We start from the raw sequence: 18,348 nt of genomic DNA, 5'->3' as shown, positions 1-18,348 counted from the left end.
ACTTTTCCCGTCGCCCTTAGTGTTTCCAAAAAGCGAGAAGCGGCCGATAACGCCGCTTCTCAATGCACCGCTTGGGAGCCAAGGCCGGGATGACGGGCACTGATGAGCTGACACACGAAGAGCTGCTGCAACGGCTGCAGCTTCTGGCCGAGCGCGCGACGCGGCGCTATGGCCTTCCCGCTGACTGCACCGTCAAACTGATCAACGTCTCGGAAAACGCAACCTATCGCGTCGAAGGCGGCTCGGGACAAAAGTGGGCACTGCGCGTCCATCGCGAGAATTACCACACGCGAACGGGCATCGCTTCTGAACTCTCCTGGCTCTCGTCCCTCCGCGATAAGGCGGGCGTGGCGACACCGACTGCGGTGCGAGGACAGGACGGCGAATTCATTCAAACAATCTCAGCCGAAGGGCTGCCCAATCCGCGGAACGTCGTTCTGTTTCAGTGGGAGGAGGGCGCCGAACCCGGACAAACCGATGTTGCGGGCTTCGAATTGCTAGGCGAGACGGCAGCGCGCATGCATGCGCATGTTCGCAAGTGGCAGCGCCCGCCGTGGTTTGAACGCTTCTCCTGGAACTTCGAGACGAGCCTGGGGAGCCGTCCGCATTGGGGCGAGTGGAAGAACGGCATGGGCATGACGCCCGAGGCGCTCGCCGCATTCACCGAAACCGTCGCGCTTATCGAGAAGCGGCTCGAGAACTTCGGCCAGTCGCCCGACCGCTTCAATCTCGTGCACGGCGATATGCGCTTAGCGAACCTCTTGATGGATGGTTCGACTGTCAAAGTCATCGACTTCGACGACTGCGGCTTCTCGTGGTTGCTTTACGATTGCGCTACGACCGTGTCTTTCTTCGAGCATGAGCCCGAGGTGCCGGAGCTTCTGAAAGCTTGGGTGCGTGGCTATCGCCGGATCGGCACGCTGAGCGAGGAGGAAGAACACGAGATCGCAACGTTCGTCATGCTGCGCAGGCTCCTGCTGGTCGCCTGGATCGGTTCGCATTCTGAGACTGAACTCGCCAAGTCCATGGGCGTCGCCTACACCGCAAGCTCAATCCCGCTCTGCGAGAAGTATCTCTCGAGCTACGGCGCCGCCGTCGGAAAAGCGCCCTCGACGCAACCTAAAAAGGGCATCTTGGGTCGTCTTTTCGGCTGAATGCTGCACCGCAAATATGCAGTCTGCAGCGCTGATTGCTGAATAATTCACCCCGGATGATAGTTGACCCATGAGCCGCTTCTGGTAGCCTTTTTCTCCAGGATATTGGCACCTGCTCACCAGGAAACTATGGGACTGGGCATTATCGACTTCGCAGGGAATGGCGCCTCCGGAAACCCCGCCACCAAGGGGGCTGATCCGTCCGTCCTGGCTTCGGCCGCGACCGGGTTGGTCAAGTTTATCGAGCGTCAGCGTGGCGACGTCGATCGAATTTTCGGAAGCGCGGGCATCTCGCCCGAGATGGCGGGATCGCCGACACTTCAACTAAGTCTCAACTCCTACTGCCGCCTGTTCGAGGAAAGCGCGAGGCTTACGCGCAACGACAATTTCGGCCTGTGGTTTGGCAACGCATTCGATCCCCGTGATCTCGGTCTTTGGGGCTACGCCACGGTCTCCGCGCCCTCTCTCGCTGTCGCTCTTGAAACCCTTGTCGAACTTTTCCCGCTCCACCAGCAGTCCTCGTCAATGGCGCTGAAGACCTCTCCCGAAGGCTTGGTGAGGCTTGAATATCGCATTGACGCGCCGCAGATCGTCGAGCGCCGCCAGGATGCGGAGCTGTCGCTCGGCATGTTCCTCAATGTTATTCGCGAAGCGATGGGCCAGAGCTGGGCGCCCGAGGAAGTGCACTTCGAGCATCCAAAGCCCGAAGGCTGGCGCGAGCACGAACGCGCGTTCGCGGCACCCGCTTTCTTTTCACAGCCGACGAACGCAATCGTCTTCAAGCCGCAAATCCTGAAACAGGTGATGCCCGCAGCAGACCCGCGGCTCATGTGTGCGATGAAGCTCTGCCTCGAGCGGCTGTCCGAACGCCGCGACGTCCGCACCAGCATTACCGATCGCATTCGCAGCGCGGTTCGTTCGAAGCTTCCGGAAGGCTTCCCTCAAATCGAGTGCATTGCCGCCGAACTGCGCTTGCCGCTTTCGGCCATTCAGCGCGAACTTCATTACGACGGGCTGAGCTACAGCACGCTCGTTGAGAACACGCGGCGCGATCTGGCGCTCTCGTATGTTCGCCAGCGCCAGCTCTCGTTTTCTGAAATCGCCTTCCTCGTCGGCTATTCGGAGCTTTCGGCTTTCAGCCGCGCGGTTCGCCGCTGGACGGGGCTCTCGCCCCGTGCCTTGCGCGCCCAGGTGCTGCGCACTCAAATCTGAACGGCAGCCCTGGACTCAAATCGATGCGTTAGGCTTGCGCCAGCGCATCCATGCTCTCCGGCAAAATCTGACCGCCGTCGACGATGATCGTCTGACCGGTGATGTAGGCCGCTTCCTTTGAAGCGAGGAAGAGCGCGGCATAGCCGATGTCTTCCACCGTTCCGAGCTTCTTGAGCGGGATAGAATTGGCCATCGACTGCGCATACTCGGGCCCGAGATCGGCCAGCCCCTCCGTAGCGATATTGCCAGGCAGGACCGCGTTGACCGTGATGCCATACTTCGCGAGCTCGATGCACGCCGTACGCATGAAGCCTAGCTGGCCGGCTTTCGTGGCAGCATAATGCGACCAGCCGGGAAAGCCCGTCACCGGACCCGTGATGGACGACGTGATGACGATGCGGCCCTGGTCCGATTTCTTGAGGTAAGGCAGGCAGGCCTTTACCGATAGAAACGTTCCTTTGAGGTTGGTGTCGGAAACGAAGTCCCAGTCCTCCGGCGACAGTTCCTCGATCTTGGTCTGCGGGAAGATACCGGCGTTGGCGCAAAGGATATCGATGCCGCCGTAAGCCTTCTCCGTCGCCTCGGCGAGCATCTGCAGGTCGCCCATGCTCGTGATGTCAGCGGCAAAACCCATCGCGGTGCCGCCCTTGGCGCGGAACTCTTCTGCAGTCGCTTCCGCTTCCGCGATGTGGCGCGACACGACCACGACGTTCGCGCCGCTCTGCGCGAAGACGCGGGCGATGCCTTTGCCGATGCCCTTGCTTCCGCCTGTGACGATAACGGACCGGCCTGAGAGTGACGTAAGCATGAGAGAGATCTCCTCAGAGACGTGTTGTTGGTCTTGTTGAAGTTCAGCCGCTGCGAGCGCCTTAGATACCAGCCTTGCGGTTTCGCGTGAGGATCAGCATGGCCGCGTAGCCTCCGAACAGCACGACTGCGGCCGCTGCCGTGGAGATCGTACCGAGCACGGGCACACCCGGCGTATAGCCGGCGACCATCTTCGCATAGAGATACTTGGGCAGCGTATTGTCCGACCCTGCCGTGAACAACGACAGCGGGAAGTTGCCCCACGAAAGCAGGAAGGCGAACAGGCTGCCGGAGAAAACGCCCGGCATCAGGACGGGCAGCGTCACCTCGCGGAACGTCTGCCAGCGCGTGGCGCCAAGATCGTTGGCCGCTTCTTCAAGCGACGGGTCGAACGAATAAACCTGGATCGCCATCACCAGAGTGACGACCGGCGCAATCCAGACGAGATGCGCGAGAACAGCCGTCTTCCACGAGAGATTAAAGCCCAGGGCGTTGAACCAGAGGAGCAGCGCGAGGCCTAGAACCGATTGCGGAAAGAAGATCGGAAGCAGAATGAACTTCTGATAGAGCTTGCGGCCACGCCAGTCGTAGCGGGCAAATGCCAGTGCTCCAAAGAAGCCAAGCACTACTGCAATAACTGTGACCGTCGCTGCGATCGTCAAAGACGTGATCGCCAGCTGCTTCACTTCGAACGAGTTGACGGTCTTCGACCACCAGTCGAAGCCGAACTTCGTGATCGGGAAAGTGAAGTAGCGGCTGGACGTCATAGAAGCGAGCAGGATCGTCGCGCTGGGAAGGAACACGAAGATCAGCACCGCCGCCGTCCAGACGCCAATCAGGATGTGACGAACGCTATATTTGCTGTCGGACATGGGGCTAGCGCTTTCCAAGAATTTGATCGAGATCGAACCGCCTCAGCACGGCGAGGACGAGCACGCTGACGACCAGCATCAACAGCACCGCGAGGGCAGCACCCAAAGGCCAGTTCTGTGCGTAGGTGAAAGCAATCTCGATGTCGTGCGTGATGGGGATGATGCGCTGGCCGCCCAGAACCTTCGCCTCGGCAATGGCGCCGATGGCAAGCACGAAGGTCAACAGCGATCCGATCATCAGACCGGGCGTGGAGAGCGGTAGCTCGACTTCACGGAAGACCTGCCAGCGCGAGGCGCCGAGATCCGTCGCCGCTTCGCGCATCTGGTTCGGAACCATCGCAATGCCGAGCGTCATCGGAAAGAGCATGAACGGCAGATAGACATACACCATGCCGAACAGAACGGCGGCTGGCGTAAAGAGGAAATCACCCATCTCCGCGCCGAATAGCGTCTTCAACGTGCCGGGCAGCACGCCGCCTTTGATGAAGAACAGCACCCAACCGTAAAGGCGAATGTTCTCCGAGACGACGAGTGGAATGGTGAAGAGTAGCGTCAGGACCGTAGACCAGCGGCCGAACACGCGGACGAGGCCGTAAGCCACCGGATAACAGATGAGTGCGAGCAGTACGACGGTCGCCGAAGCAAGCCCGAGCGACCACAGCAGTGAGACGTAGGTATTGTCGCTGAAGATCTTCTCGTAGTTTTCGAGCGAGGGTTCATGGAAAAGCCCGAACGTTCGGGGCGGCATGAAGCTGAAGCCGACGACGGCAATGAGCGGGGCAACGAATCCGAGTAGCAGCAATACCAGGATCGGCATGGCTGCACGGCGCCCTGGCTGGGCGAAGAACGAGTTGAGCGCGCTCATTCGTCGGCCACCATAATGGAGTTTTCCGGGTCCCATCCAATGATGACTTCATCGTCAAGCTTACCCTTGAACGGCTGCTGCCGCAGCTTTTCGACGAGGAACACCTTTTCTCCGATCCGGACCTGATACTGGATGCGCGAACCGAGCGCATACTCGTTGTAAAGTACGCCCTTGAGGCTGTTCGGGGCGTCGCCCGGAGCATCGAGAAAGCGCAGGAACTCCGGACGAACGACAAGGCACTGCGCCTTGGCTTCAATGGACGTGGCCGGAACCTTGAACGCCGCGCCGAGCGCCTGCGAACGGACCGAGCCCGCGCCGTTGCTCTCGACCGGAATGACGTTGACGTCGCCCATGAACTCGGAGACGAAACGCGAGCGCGGCGCCGAGTAGATCTCGTTGGGCGATCCGACCTGGATGAGCTTGCCGCGCCGCATGACGCCGATCCGGTCGCTCATCACCATCGCCTCTTCGAGGCTGTGCGTGATGTAAACAAACGTTTTGCCGGTCTCGCGGTGAATGTCCTTCAGCTCTTTCTCAAGCGTCTTGCGCAGCTTGTAGTCGATGGCCGAAAGCGGCTCGTCGAAGAACAGGATTTGCGGATCGAACGCGAGCGCCCTCGCAAGCGCCACACGCTGGCGCTCGCCGCCCGAACACAGGGTGACGTTCTTGCCGTAGTAGTCGGCGGGAAGATGCAGCTGCTGCATCAGTTCGCGCGCACGCTTCTCACGAGCCGCGGGAGCGACGTTGCGGATCTTGAGTGCGAACTCGATGTTCTGCCCGACCGTCCGGTGCGGGAACAGAGCAAGCGACTGAAACACCATGCACGTCGGCCGCTGATTGGCCGGCGTGTCGTTGATCCGCTTGTCGCGGAGCAGGATGTCGCCCGACGTCGGCTTATCCATGCCCGCAAGCATGCGGATCATCGTCGTCTTGCCGCTGCCCGATGGGCCGACGATCGTGAAGAACTCACCTTCGCCAATGGTGAGATTGATGTCATCGACGGCATTGAAGTTGCCGAAAGATTTGCGGACGTTCTTCAGTTGGAGGATGGGCTTTGAGATACCGTTCAACGTGGTGGTCCAACTTTATTGGAAGCGGATGTGAAATGCTTTGGGCCTTCCGCTTGTCGACGGCGGAAGGCCCATGCGTTGTGTTCCATGCCGTGCCCTGCAAGGACGGCGCAGCGCATTAGCCTCGACAAGTCTACTTTTTCGCAGCGTTCCAGATGTCGAGCAGCTTGTCGTAATCGGGAACGATATCGTACTCGACCGAGCCCGCCATTTCCTCTTCGAGGCTGTCCCACTGAATGGCTTCGAGCTGATCCTTCGAGAAGAGCTTGAAGCATTCGGGGTTGCCCATCTGGGCGACCGGGTTGAACGTGCCCTCGGCGAACGCCACGGTGTGGGCGACGACGGGATCTTGGACGTATTCCAGGAACTGCTCGGCGAGCGGTGAGCCCTCGGGATTGTTCACAACAGAGGTGATTTCGATCCAGGCGATACCGCCCTTGCCGTCCTTCAGCGGTCCCTTCTTCGGCGTAATGCCGCGCAGGTTCAGGTGGCCGTCGGCACGCGCCGGAGATACCGAGTAAGAGCCGCCCGTGAGGTGGAAATCGATTTCGCCGGAAACGAGCGCTTGGTTCATGGTCGCGATGTCGCCGACGACCTTCTTGTTCTTCATGATGCGGCGGGCGGTTTCTTCGAACTTGGCGACTTCCTCGGCCGAGTGCTCCTTGTAGGGATCGAAACCGGCGATGGCGCAAATGCCGAACACGTTCCAGTCGTCCGACTCCAAAATGCCGAAGCGGCCGGCCATTTTGGGATCGTTGAAGAGATCCCAGCCCTGATCCTCGGCCGTTGCGCGGCTGATCTTGTCCGTATTGACGACGAAGGAATACGGCCCGAAGCGCTGCGCCATTCCGAGCAGCTGCTCGCCGGAGTCGTCCATTGCCCATTTGTAGGGAGGCTTGAACTGCGGCAGCATCTTCTCGAAGTATGGCTCGAACTTCGCGCGATCGAGCGGCTTGATCAGCTTCTCGGGCATCATGACTTTGCGTGCCCAAGGATTATTGACGTTGATGAGGTCCCAAACCTTGATCTCACCCGCGCGCAGACGGTTGATCATCGTCGGATCGTTCGTCAGGCTTTCAGCCTTGACCGTTGCGCCCTTGTCGGAGCGGAAGGGATCGAGGACCTGCGCCGAGTTGTAACCTTCCCAGCAGAGGATATTGAGTTCCTTGTCGCGGGCCGCGTGAGCGGGCCGGGAGAAAGGACCCATCTGACTGGCGGCCAACGTGGCCGCAACAGACGCAGACGTTTTCATAAAGTTGCGGCGCGTGAGCTTGCTGTCAAACATGCCTGTCACTCCTGGTCGTCGAAAGATGATGTTGCTGGCCGGAAGCGGCCGGACGAATGCGATCGAAGGAAGCTCGCCAAGGGACGAGCACGAGTGGGAAGGAGCGCTTCAACAGTCGATCACGTCATAGTCAGTTCCCCCTAGGACACATCACTGTAGGCGCGTGGCTGCCAAGTTGATTTGACTTCCCCCCATGTAAACTTGACCCTGCGAGCTGCGAAAGCCCCGTTAAGCCAGCTTCATCAGTGCTTTGAGCTCCGAACTCGACATGACGTGGCAGTAGATCATGTTCATGATTTCGAGTTCTTTGTGGTGGAGCTCGTCGGAGCCGGCCGCGCAGCAATCCTCAACCACTACGACCGAGAAGCTCTCGTCTGCCAGGCTGCGGACGGTGGACGACACGCACTGGTCCGTGAAAATCCCGCAGCACACGACGGTTTTGATGCCGAGGTTGGTCAGGATCAGCCGCAGATTGGTGCCCGTCAGCGCGCTGTCGGTTGTCTTGGTGACAACGATCTCATCGCCCACGGGCGCCAGCTCCGGCACGATCTGCGACGGCAGCTCGTCCTTGGGCAGCAGCAGGTTGTTCCAGCCCGGCATTTTTTGCGACAGCGACCGCTCGCGCCCGTCCTTGGTATGGCAGGCGATCCGGGCAAACAGGCATTCGACACCGTTCTTCCGGAACGTCTGCAGCAGTTCCTGCGTCCGCGGCAGCACGATATTGTGCATGCGGTCGTGAAACGGCGTCCAGGCGTCGTACCGGCGCTGATCCTCGGCCGACAGAGACCCCCGGTCGGGCCGCTCGAGGTAGGTGTTTTGAACGTCGATTATCAGGAGGGCTGTGGTTGCCTTTGTGAGATCCGGATCCTCGGGCTCCGGCGCGCCATCGTAATAGATTGACCTGTAGGCCGTCTTCCAGTTCATGCCCGTCCTTTCAGAAACGTCTTTTGTAGAGAGATCTGCGCTCGTAAACGTCCGCAGCCTCCTCAATGAAGGCGGCGACACCTCCCGCGCCGTAGGTTTCACGAAGCTCTTGCGCCGCCGCGAGCAGTTCGTCTTTAGAGCTCGCCCGGCCGGGACGCAGCAGCTCGTAGACCCGCATAATGACGTCTTGCGGAACGTCCACGAGTTCGGCGCCCCGTTCGAAGTTGGCAGCAAGCGTTGGCCGCCCCGCCGCCCGTGCAATTTCCGCCTGCTGCCGAAGCGCCCGGTCCGTGATGCGGAGGTCTTCCAGCGTCACGCGGTCCGCAAGCAGGCCGCCGAGCGTGATGTCGTCGAGCTTTTTGCCGGCCTTCGTCTCGACGACGTCGGGCCGGTTCTCGGCAAGCGGATAGTCGGCAACTGTCAGAGGCTTCTCGGTCATGCGGCCGCTCCGATGAAGCTCACGTCGATCTCTTCGGGTTCCGCGCCTTCCGACGTCATTTCCGTCTCGATCGCATAGATGAGAGAAACGCGGGCGTGATAACGCGAGCCCATCGCTTCGCCCCGCGTCGGCACGATGACGGGTTCGGGCATTTGGCCGAGCGCGTACGCGGCCGCATTCATCCCCATGCGTTTGTAGTGTTCGAGCTTGGTGATTGGCGAATTCGAAAAGAGCTCGAGATTGTTGTGCGGCAGCCGGTCTTTCTGATGAATGACGGCGGTGCCCTTCGCCTGGATGCCGATCCCGATGCCCGACCCCGCCAACCGCGCCGCGCTAAGCCCCAGGAATGACGTGTCCGCCGTATGGCGCATGCGAACCACCCGCGCCGTGCATCCGCCTTCCGTGATGCCCGCAATAAGCACTCGCAGAATGGCCGAGAGCGGATGACCGGCGACGGTCTGGAACAGCTTCACGCCGAAGGCCGGGCTGATGCCGATCACCACCTCGCGCGCGTTGCGGGTTGCCGAAGCGGGACCTACCGGCCGGTAAGCGATGCGCGCGACTTCCGCCGGGCGCAAAGCCGACTCGACTCTCAAGACCTCCTCACGCGTCAGCACATCGCGAATGGCCACAATTTCCTCGCGCCGTTCGTCGCTGACACGGTAGCCCGTGCCCGGCCCCTGATAATCATTGGGTTGGTTGACGGCGCTGACGATGCGGCCGTCACGGACGACCGCCGACGTCTGCAGGTAGTCGCCGGAAACGCGAAGCCGCACGACCTTCAACAGGTTTTCGGCTTCCTCGGTGAACCCGCGCGCGGCGAGAGCCTTGATGACATCGATGACGGTAATCGAACGCTCGTAGATGGCTTCGCTGATGAGCGCCACGTCGCGGCCGGAGAAGGTCCGCGTCTCATCCGATCCCGACGCCGCTATGACACTCTGCTTCATGTCCTGGGTAGGATTCGCGAGCCCCAGCTCCTCCAGAACGGCACTGATGGCGTCCACGGCGCGGGCTCTCAATTCCATCACGCGCGTCTCGCCGACCGGCGTCAGCCCGCCGTCGGCCTCGAAGTCGCGTTGCAGAACGAGGTAGTCCTCCAATTCCTCGCCGTTGAGCAGCGAGGCATTGAACGAGTTGTCGTATTTCAGGATCGAGCCAAAACCGGAACAGATGAGATCGGATCCGGCGATGAGATACGGCAGGATCTTCGCGCCGACGCGGATTTCCGATTCCGTCGCCCGTGCGTCGTTGCCCGATGCGCATTCGAGATCGAGCCAGACCGCGATCAGGTTCTCCGCCATCAATTCGCGCATGCCGCCCGGAACAGTGCAGGTGACGGGCGCGCCGTCGATGCCGCCATTCTGCGTACCCTGCACCCCCATCGCACGCTGCAGGCATAAGCACCGCGCTTCGAGATACAGCAAAGACTTGCGGTCGTGAAAGCCCATCAGCAACTCTGAACCCGCGCCCGACGTGCACCGCATCTTGATGCCGCGCGAAGCGTAAGCCGCCGCCAGAAACGCCTTCGACCACGGCGTGTCGTCGCCGTCGATGAAGCTCTTCTCGGTGCCATAGACCGACACCGTCTCGGCATAGGAGGTGAACCCGGCCATGCCGATCTTGAGTTCTTCCGCTTCCTCGCTGGAGCACTGAAAGAGCGCACCCCAGCGTCCGACGGCAGCACCCACCGCGCAAGCGACGGCGTTTGACCAAGAGTTGCGCGCAACGCGCATGGTCGTCTCGACTTCGTCGAACCCGAACGCGACGGCGGTTGCGGCATCCGCCGCCATCTGTAGCGGATCGTCCTTGGCGTTCGTCACGTGCGCCTGGTTGCCGGGCGTCTGCCGGGCCCGCATCTTGCTATAGGCGAACGCAATCTCGAGCGAGGAGAGGTGAGCGACGACTTCCGCCAGCTTCGCCGGCGTCATGCCGCGCGCCAAGCGCACCAACGTCGTGCGCGGGACGTTCATGTCGACGAGCATGCGCGCGACTTCCAACGACGGCATCGCCATTGCTTCCGGCGCGATCTCGGGATCGAGATGATAGCGCGCAATGAAGACGTCGATCATGTCGAAGTCGTCTACGCCGATGCCATCCATCGATTGAACGCCGCCCGGCCCAAGCGAAAATCCGGGTTTTGGGTCGAACGGGCTTTTGAACGCCGAAAAACCGTTCGCGGCATCTTCCGCCGCAAACTTGTCGAGCCGGAGCGGGCGGTCGTCCCAATCGGAAAACCGCTTCCACCGATTTGGCCGTGCGTGCGAGTCTTCCGTCATGGTCGTGATCTCAGACAGTGGCGATGCGGTTGCAATCAGAATGACGATAGCGTGACCGGCGCCCGGGCGTTTGACCAGAGCCGCCCCGAAGTTGACGTGTTCAAGGCCTGAGCCGAGACCGGCCGCACCCCTTGCGCGTTAAACTGAACAGACCCGGCCGCGAAGGGTCAAGCCGCTGCCGGTCGCCTGACCTATATTAAGCAGAAAAGCGGTGCCGAGAGCAGCGCACTTGCCAAGGAGCTTGCCCGAGGGGCGTTATGGAAGCCACGCGAAAAATTCTTGATCTCAACGCTTTCGACATGAACGCGGCCGATAAGCTCGCGCCTGAGGTGACGAGCCTCGTCAAGCGCCGGCAGCAGACATTCGGGCCGACCTCGATGCTGTTCTATGAGCGCCCGCTCAATCTCGTCCGGGGCGAGGGCGTCTGGCTCTTCGACGCCGATGGCACCCGCTATCTCGATGCCTATAACAACGTGCCCTCGGTCGGGCATTGCCACCCGCGCGTCGTCGAAGCCATCTCGCGCCAGCTGGGCACGCTCAACACGCACACGCGATATCTCTACGACAACATCTACACGTACGCCGAGCGCCTGCTCGGCACGATGCCGGATCCCGTCTCGAATATCGTCTTCACCTGCACGGGCAGCGAAAGCGGCGATCTCGCGCTGCGTATAGCCCGCGCGGTTTCGGGCGGTACCGGCTTCATCGTCACCGACAATGCCTATCACGGCAATACAACTTCGATGACGGAGATTTCGCCGTCCTCCGCCAGCGCCGAGCCGCGGCCCCCGTATGTGTTCATCGTCCCCGCTCCAGATACCTATCGCTACGGCAGCGAAGCCATCGGCAGCAAATTCGCCAGCGATGTCCGCAAGGCTATCGCCGCCATGGAGAAGGCAGGCATTCGCCTTGCAGGCTTCATGGCCGACAGCATCTTCTCGAGCGACGGCGTCTTTCCAGGCGAGCCAGGCTTCCTGGCAGAAGCAGTCGAGGCGGTACGCGAGGCGGGCGGTGTCTACATCGCCGATGAAGTGCAGCCGGGCTTCGCCCGCACGGGCGAGAAGATGTGGGGCTATCAGCGCCACGGACTTGTGCCCGACATCGTGGTGATGGGAAAACCTATGGGCAACGGCTTCCCGATGGGCGGCGTGGCCGTGAAACCCGCTATGCTCGAGGCCTTCGGCTCGAAATCGGGTTACTTCAACACGTTCGGAGGCAACCCCGTCGCGGCCGCGGCTGGCCTCGCCGTCCTGGACGTGATCAAAGACGAAGGGCTGCAAGAGAATAGCTTTGAGACCGGCGCTTATCTGAGATCCGAGCTGCGGATTGCAGGCGCTGACGGTGATCGCATCGGCGACGTGCGCGGCGCCGGCCTCTATATCGGTGTCGAGGTCGTGACCGATAAAGCTTCAGGCGAGCCCGACCGCGCGGCAGCCGAAAAGATCGTCAACGGCATGCGCGCGCGGAACGTCCTCATCGGGACGGCAGGCGGCCATGGCAACGTCTTGAAAATCCGCCCGCCGCTGTGCTTCACGCGCGAGCACGCCGATATCTTCATCGCAGCGTTCAAAGGCGCGCTGGCCGAGGCGTCCTGAGCCAGAGGTACGTTAGGCCTTGAGGCGGTAGCCCGTCTTGAAGATCCACCAGACGACGCTCATGCAGATGGCGAGGAACACGAAGATCATCGCTAGGCTGACGCCGACGTTGACGTCGGAGATCTCGTAAAAGCTCCAGCGGAAGCCGCTGATGAGATAGACGATCGGATTGAACAGCGTGACGGCCTGCCAGGCCGGCGGCAGCATCTTCAGCGAATAGAAGGTGCCGCCGAGAAACGTGAGCGGCGTGATGATGAGAAGCGGCACGATTTGCAGCTTCTCGAAGCCGTCGGCCCACACGCCGATGACAAATCCGAGCATGCTGAACGTGATCGCGGTCAAAAACAGAAACGCGATCATCCAGAAGGGATGCGCAATCTGGATATCGACGAACAGGCTCGCAGTCGCCAGGATGATGAGGCCGAGGATGACGGACTTCGTCGCCGCCGCCCCGACGTACCCGATCACGATTTCGAAGGGCGATATCGGCGCCGACAGGTGCTCGTAAATCGTGCCGGTAAATCGCGGGAAATAAATTCCGAACGACGCATTGGACGTGCTCTCCGTCAGAAGGGAAAGCATGATCAGGCCCGGCACGATAAACGAGCCGTAGCTGACACCCTCGATGCTCGGAATGCGCGAGCCGATCGCGGCGCCGAATACGATGAAGTAAAGCGATGTCGCGAGAACCGGAGACACGATGCTCTGCATCAGCGTCCGCTTCCAGCGCGACATTTCGAAAAAGAAAATGGCGCGGACGGCTTCGGTGTTCATCGCTTTTGCCTCACGAGATCGACGAAAATGTCTTCGAGCGAGCTTTGCATCGTGGAGAGATCCTTGAACGTCACGCCTGCCGCTCGCATGTCGTTCAGGAGCGTGGTGATGCCCGTTCGTTCCGCCCGCGTATCGTAGGTATAGGTCAGCTCGTTACCGTCGGCGCCGAGCTGCAGACTGTAGGCGCTGAGTTCCGGAGGGACCGCTGCCAACGGCGAAGACAGCTGAAGCACGAGCTGCTTCTTGCCGAGCTTGCGCATCAGCTCGTTCTTTTCTTCAACAAGAATGATCTCGCCCTTGGCGATGACGCCGACGCGATCGGCCATCTCTTCCGCTTCTTCGATGTAGTGCGTCGTCAGAATGATCGTCACGCCTTGCGCGCGCAGATCTCTGACGACCTCCCACATCTCGCGGCGAAGCTCGACATCGACGCCTGCGGTGGGCTCGTCGAGAAACAGAATGCGCGGCTCATGCGCAAGCGCTTTCGCGATCAGCAACCGCCGCTTCATGCCGCCCGAAAGCGTCATGATGCGAGCATCCTTCTTTTCCCAAAGCGAAAGCGAGCGCAGGACCTTCTCGACGTAGGCATGATTCCGCGGCTTGCCGAACAAGCCACGGCTGAAGTTTACCGTGGCCCACGGCGTCTCGAACATGTCGGTCGAAAGTTCCTGCGGCACAAGGCCGATCATGGCCCGCACTTTTCGGTATTCAGCCACGATATCCATGCCGTCGACCCTGATCGTGCCGGCTGAAGGATTGACGATCCCACAGATGGCACTGATCAGCGTCGTCTTGCCGGCACCATTTGGGCCGAGAAGCGCGAAGATCTCGCCGCGATTGACTTCGAGATTGATGTCCTTGAGGGCCGTAAATCCCGAAGCGTACGTCTTGGCAAGATGTTCGATACGGATGACTGGCTGCATCGATGGGTTCTCTGCAATGGCGTGCTTCGACCGGGCACGCATCGCAGCGTCACCCACCGTTGTCAACGGGACCCGCCGGAAACTGTCAGCCTGTCACCGGTAATCCAGCCGGCCTCGTCCGACGCCAGAAAAACGGCCACCTTCGCGATATCATCCGGCTGGCCGACGCGCCCAAGCGGCGTTTCAGCGACCACAGTTTTCTCGAAATCGGTGCCTATAACGCCGAGTGTGTGCACGCCCTCGGTTTCGACCAGACCCGGAGCAAGCGTGTTAACGCGAATTTTCCTCGGGCCGAGTTCGGCAGCGAGAACCCGCGTGACGGTATCGACAGCAGCTTTCGTGCTGGCATAAACGACGGTGCCTTGCAGTGAAGACTGGCTGGCGACTGAGCTGACATTGATGATGCTGCCGCCTTCGGGGCCAAAATACTTCGCGGCTTCCTGCGCAGCGAGGATCGTTCCAAGAACGTTCGTGTCGAACTGCCGGTGGAATTCCTCTTCCGTCACGGCTTCCAAGGGCTGAAAGAGATAAACGCCGGCGTTGTTGACGAGGATGTCGACCTGGCCGAAGGCGTTCTTCGTCTCAGCAAAGATGTTTTTGATGTCTTCGCGCTTGGCAACGCTGCCTTTGACGGAAATGGCCTTGCCGCCTTTGCTCTTGATATCGGCGACGACGCGATCGGCACCTTCTTTGCTCGACGCATAGTTCACGGTGACAGCCGCGCCCGCTTCAGCGAGGGCTCGCGCAATCGCGGCGCCGATGCCCTTTGAGGCGCCGGTGACGACGGCGACTTTGCCTTTGAGGTTAGCCATTGCATTTCTCCTTAAGGGGTGGGGGAGGGGGGAGCTTTAGTTTGCGCCGCGTTACTCTGCGGGCGTAGGTGACAAGTGCCCATGGGAACCGGGCCCATTGCCAGCGACCGGAGCGACAATGGCGCCGGTGTGCTTCAAGGGCTTGTTTCCGCTGAGCTTACGCAGAATGACGTAGAAAACAGGCGTCAGGAAAATGCCGAAGATCGTTACACCGATCATTCCGGAGAACACGGCAATGCCCATGGCCTGCCGCATCTCCGCGCCGGCTCCGATCGAGGTGACGAGCGGGACGACGCCCATGATGAACGCCATGGACGTCATCAAGATCGGACGAAGACGCAAGCGGCTCGCTTCGATCGCCGCCTGCACGGGGTTTCGCCCGGCAAGCTCGAGTTCGCGCGCAAACTCCACGATCAGAATGGCGTTCTTCGCGGACAATCCGACAAGAACGATCAAGCCGATCTGCGTGAAGACGTTGTTGTCTCCGTTCGACAGATAGACACCGCCGATTGCAGCGAGCAGGCCCATCGGCACGATCAGGATGATCGAAAGCGGAAGCACGAGACTTTCGTACTGCGCCGCGAGCACCAGGAAGACGAGGAAGATCGACAGCGGGAAGACCCAGATTCCGGAATTGCCTGCCAGGATCTCCTGGTACGTCAGGTCGGTCCATTCAAAGCCAATGCCCTTCGGCAGAACTTGAGCGGCGATCCGCTCAACCGCATCCTTTGCCTGGCCGGAAGAGTAGCCGGGCGCAGCACCGCCGTTGATGTCTGCCGTGAGGAAGCCGTTGTAACGCATGGCGCGCTCCGGGCCCGCGACCTGCTTCACATTGAGGAGCGCCGAAAGCTGGATCATTGCGCCCGTGTTCGAGCGAACCTTCAACAGGCCGATGTCCTCGGCGCGCGCCCGATACTTCGCATCCGCCTGAACGCGAACCGAATAGGTGCGGCCGAATTTGTTGAAGTCGTTGACGTAGAGCGATCCGAGATAGATTTGCATCGTCTCGAACACGTCCGTCACGGCGACGCCGAGCTGGCGCGCCTTGGTCCGGTCGATCGCAGCATAAAGCTGCGGCACGTTCACCTGATACGACGTGAAGATGCCGGCAAGCTCCGGCGCCTTGTTCAACGCCGCTGTGAAGTTCTGCATCGCCTCGCTAAGCGCGTCGTAGCCAAGACCGGCGCGGTCTTCGACCTGAAGCTTGAAGCCGCCGATGGTGCCGAGACCCTGCACGGGAGGCGGTGGGAACATGACGATGAAGGCATCTTTGATACCGGCGTATTGCTGGTTGAGCTTCATCGCAATGGCCGGGCCGCTGAGGTCGGGTGAGCGACGCTCTTCGAACGGCTTCAAACCGGCAAAAACGATTCCGGAGTTGGAGCTGTTGGTGAAGCCATTGATCGACAAGCCCGGGAACTGCACGGCATCCTGCACGCCAGGAGTCTTCAGCATGATGTCGCCCATCTGCCGGATGACTTCTTCCGTGCGGTCGAGCGTTGCGCCGTCGGGCAGCTGGGCGAAGCCGACGAGATACTGCTTGTCCTGGCCGGGCACGAACCCGCTGGGAACCGCCTTGAACAAACCTCCGGCCGCTCCGATCAAAAGCAGATAGACGAAGAACGCCGCCGCCTTGTGAGACAGGATGCGTTTCACGCCACCGCTGTAGGCGTTCGATCCACTTGTGAAGGCGCGGTTGAACGCGCGGAAAAACCAGCCGAACGCGAACTCCATGGCGCGCGTCAGCCAATCCTTCGGCGCATCGTGGCCCTTGAGCAGGATGGCTGCGAGCGCGGGCGACAGCGTCAGCGAGTTGATCGCCGAGATCACGGTCGAAATCGCGATCGTTAGCGCGAACTGCTTGTAGAACTGGCCGGTGAGGCCCGTGATGAGGGCGAGCGGCACGAACACGGCAACGAGCACCAGCGCAATCGCGATGATGGGACCGGAAACCTCGCGCATGGCCTGAATAGTGGCTTCGCGCGGGGGCAATCCGTTCTCGATATTTCGCTCGACGTTCTCGACGACGACGATGGCGTCGTCCACCACGATGCCGATGGCGAGCACAAGTCCGAAGAGGGTCAGCGCGTTTATCGAGAAGCCGAAAATGTGCATCACGGCGAAGGTGCCGATGATCGACACGGGAACCGCGATCAGCGGAATGATCGACGCGCGCCAGGTTTGCAGGAATATGATGACGACCAGGACGACGAGCGCGACGGCTTCGAGCAGCGTGTGAATAACGGCCTCGATGGAGGCGCGCACGAACTGCGTCGGATCATAGACGATGCTGTAGTCGACGCCTTCCGGCATATACCGCTTCAGCTCCGCCATTGTCGCGCGGACATTGTCCGAGATCTCGATCGCGTTTGATCCGGGAGACTGGAAGATCGGGATGGCGACCGCCTGCTTGTTGTTGAGCAGAGACCGGAGCGAATAGTCGGCTGCGCCGAGTTCGATACGCGCGACGTCGCGCAGGCGCGTGACCTGATTGTTCGCGCCGGCCTTGACGACGATGTCGCCGAATTCTTCTTCGCTTGCGAGACGCCCTTGCGCATTGACCGAAAGCTGGAAGTCGAGGTTCGGGAGCGACGGCGACGAGCCGACGACGCCAACGGCTGCTTGCACGTTCTCGGCGCGGATGGCGTTGGCGATGTCGCTCGCCGAAAGTCCCAGTTCAGCCGCCTTCTCGGGATCGACCCAGACGCGCATCGAATAGTCGCCCGAACCGAAGATCTGGACGTCGCCCACGCCGTTGATGCGCGCGAGGCGATCCTTGACGTTGATCACCGCGTAATTGCGCAGGTACGTCATGTCGTAGCGATCGTTCGGCGACAGCAAGTGCACGACCATCGTGAGGTCGGGCGAACTCTTGACCGTCGTGATCCCGAGTGCGCGCACGTCGGCGGGCAAACGGGGCTCGGCCTGCGAGACGCGGTTCTGCACGAGCTGCTGCGCCTTGTCGGGATCGGTTCCGAGGCGGAAGGTGACGGTCAAGGTCATCAAGCCATCGGTCGTCGCCTGGCTGCTCATATAGAGCATGCCTTCAACGCCGTTGATCTGCTCTTCGATGGGCGTCGCAACCGTCTCGGCGATCACCTTCGGATTGGCGCCGGGATAATTCGCGCGAACGACGACCTGCGGCGGCGCCACCTCCGGATATTCCGAAATTGGCATGGCCGGCAACGCCAGGAGCCCGCCGAGAAAGATCAGGGTGGAAAGGACGCCTGCGAAAATCGGGCGGTCGATGAAGAAGTTTGAAATGTTCATTGCAGGCGCGCCTTGGTGGCTGTCGTTGAGCGAGTTTTCTTTGCGCCCGGCGGCTGACGTTCTGCGA

General features: G+C 60.9%; 15 protein-coding genes. 3 read left to right on the top strand and 12 right to left on the bottom strand.

The genetic code is table 11. The features are described 5' to 3' along the window. Nucleotides 1–89: 89 nt before the first annotated feature. The gene (locus tag VFG26_RS14085) at nt 90–1,154 is read left to right on the top strand and encodes a phosphotransferase enzyme family protein (protein WP_325026373.1); all 1,065 of its coding nucleotides are present in this window, start codon (nt 90–92) and stop codon (nt 1,152–1,154) included. 129 nt (nt 1,155–1,283) lie between these two features. Continuing rightward, nucleotides 1,284–2,366, top strand: coding sequence for an AraC-like transcriptional regulator QhpR (gene qhpR, locus VFG26_RS14080; RefSeq protein ID WP_325026371.1), 1,083 nt, complete (start codon nt 1,284–1,286; stop codon nt 2,364–2,366). A gap of 28 nt (nt 2,367–2,394) precedes the next feature. Here qhpR and fabG read toward each other — a convergent pair whose 3' ends face one another. The 8 genes from fabG to VFG26_RS14040 all read right to left on the bottom strand — a co-directional run bounded on the left by fabG (nt 2,395) and on the right by VFG26_RS14040 (nt 10,907). Then, on the bottom strand, nt 2,395–3,174 hold the full coding sequence (gene fabG, locus VFG26_RS14075; protein ID WP_325026370.1) for a 3-oxoacyl-ACP reductase FabG: 780 nt from the start codon (nt 3,172–3,174) through the stop codon (nt 2,395–2,397). Nucleotides 3,175–3,235: 61 nt separating this feature from the next. Beyond that, nucleotides 3,236–4,045 carry an ABC transporter permease gene (locus VFG26_RS14070; RefSeq protein WP_325026368.1) on the bottom strand — a complete coding sequence of 270 codons (810 nt, stop codon included), beginning with the start codon at nt 4,043–4,045 and terminating at the stop codon, nt 3,236–3,238. Nucleotides 4,046–4,049: 4 nt separating this feature from the next. Then, nucleotides 4,050–4,910, bottom strand: coding sequence for an ABC transporter permease (locus VFG26_RS14065; protein WP_325026366.1), 861 nt, complete (start codon nt 4,908–4,910; stop codon nt 4,050–4,052). Next, entirely contained in the window at nt 4,907–5,980 is a 1,074-nt protein-coding gene (locus tag VFG26_RS14060) for an ABC transporter ATP-binding protein (protein ID WP_325026364.1), read from the bottom strand. The genes VFG26_RS14065 and VFG26_RS14060 overlap by 4 nt, the downstream gene beginning before the upstream one ends. 133 nt (nt 5,981–6,113) lie before the next feature. Beyond that, nucleotides 6,114–7,265 (bottom strand): PotD/PotF family extracellular solute-binding protein, encoded by a 1,152-nt coding sequence (locus VFG26_RS14055; RefSeq protein WP_325026362.1) that lies wholly within the window; start codon nt 7,263–7,265, stop codon nt 6,114–6,116. A gap of 228 nt (nt 7,266–7,493) precedes the next feature. Beyond that, the gene (locus VFG26_RS14050) at nt 7,494–8,189 is read right to left on the bottom strand and encodes an isochorismatase family cysteine hydrolase (protein WP_325026360.1); all 696 of its coding nucleotides are present in this window, start codon (nt 8,187–8,189) and stop codon (nt 7,494–7,496) included. 10 nt (nt 8,190–8,199) lie between these two features. Continuing rightward, nucleotides 8,200–8,628, bottom strand: coding sequence for a diol dehydratase small subunit (locus VFG26_RS14045; protein ID WP_325026358.1), 429 nt, complete (start codon nt 8,626–8,628; stop codon nt 8,200–8,202). Beyond that, nucleotides 8,625–10,907, bottom strand: a complete 2,283-nt coding sequence (locus tag VFG26_RS14040; protein WP_325026356.1) for a propanediol/glycerol family dehydratase large subunit — start codon at nt 10,905–10,907, stop codon at nt 8,625–8,627. Before VFG26_RS14040 ends, VFG26_RS14045 begins: the two co-directional genes overlap by 4 nt. A gap of 257 nt (nt 10,908–11,164) precedes the next feature. Between VFG26_RS14040 and VFG26_RS14035 the strand changes: the two genes are divergently transcribed. Further along, complete coding sequence (locus tag VFG26_RS14035) at nt 11,165–12,502, top strand: aminotransferase class III-fold pyridoxal phosphate-dependent enzyme (protein ID WP_414653306.1); 1,338 nt, start codon at nt 11,165–11,167, stop codon at nt 12,500–12,502. A gap of 12 nt (nt 12,503–12,514) precedes the next feature. Here the strand turns inward: VFG26_RS14035 and VFG26_RS14030 are convergent, their stop codons facing one another. The 4 genes from VFG26_RS14030 to VFG26_RS14015 form a co-directional block, all read right to left on the bottom strand. Next, nucleotides 12,515–13,276, bottom strand: a complete 762-nt coding sequence (locus VFG26_RS14030; RefSeq protein WP_325026355.1) for an ABC transporter permease — start codon at nt 13,274–13,276, stop codon at nt 12,515–12,517. After that, nucleotides 13,273–14,199 (bottom strand): ABC transporter ATP-binding protein, encoded by a 927-nt coding sequence (locus VFG26_RS14025; RefSeq protein WP_325026353.1) that lies wholly within the window; start codon nt 14,197–14,199, stop codon nt 13,273–13,275. Before VFG26_RS14025 ends, VFG26_RS14030 begins: the two co-directional genes overlap by 4 nt. A 62-nt stretch (nt 14,200–14,261) precedes the next feature. Beyond that, entirely contained in the window at nt 14,262–15,011 is a 750-nt protein-coding gene (locus VFG26_RS14020; protein ID WP_325026351.1) for a glucose 1-dehydrogenase, read from the bottom strand. A gap of 51 nt (nt 15,012–15,062) precedes the next feature. Next, nucleotides 15,063–18,281 carry an efflux RND transporter permease subunit gene (locus VFG26_RS14015; RefSeq protein WP_325026349.1) on the bottom strand — a complete coding sequence of 1,073 codons (3,219 nt, stop codon included), beginning with the start codon at nt 18,279–18,281 and terminating at the stop codon, nt 15,063–15,065. Nucleotides 18,282–18,348 lie beyond the last annotated feature (67 nt).

Source organism: Hyphomicrobium sp., assembly GCF_035687085.1.
Lineage (GTDB): Bacteria > Pseudomonadota > Alphaproteobacteria > Rhizobiales > Hyphomicrobiaceae > Hyphomicrobium_B.
Note: the sequence above shows the minus strand (reverse complement) of the source record. Positions and strands in the feature narration are given on the sequence as shown.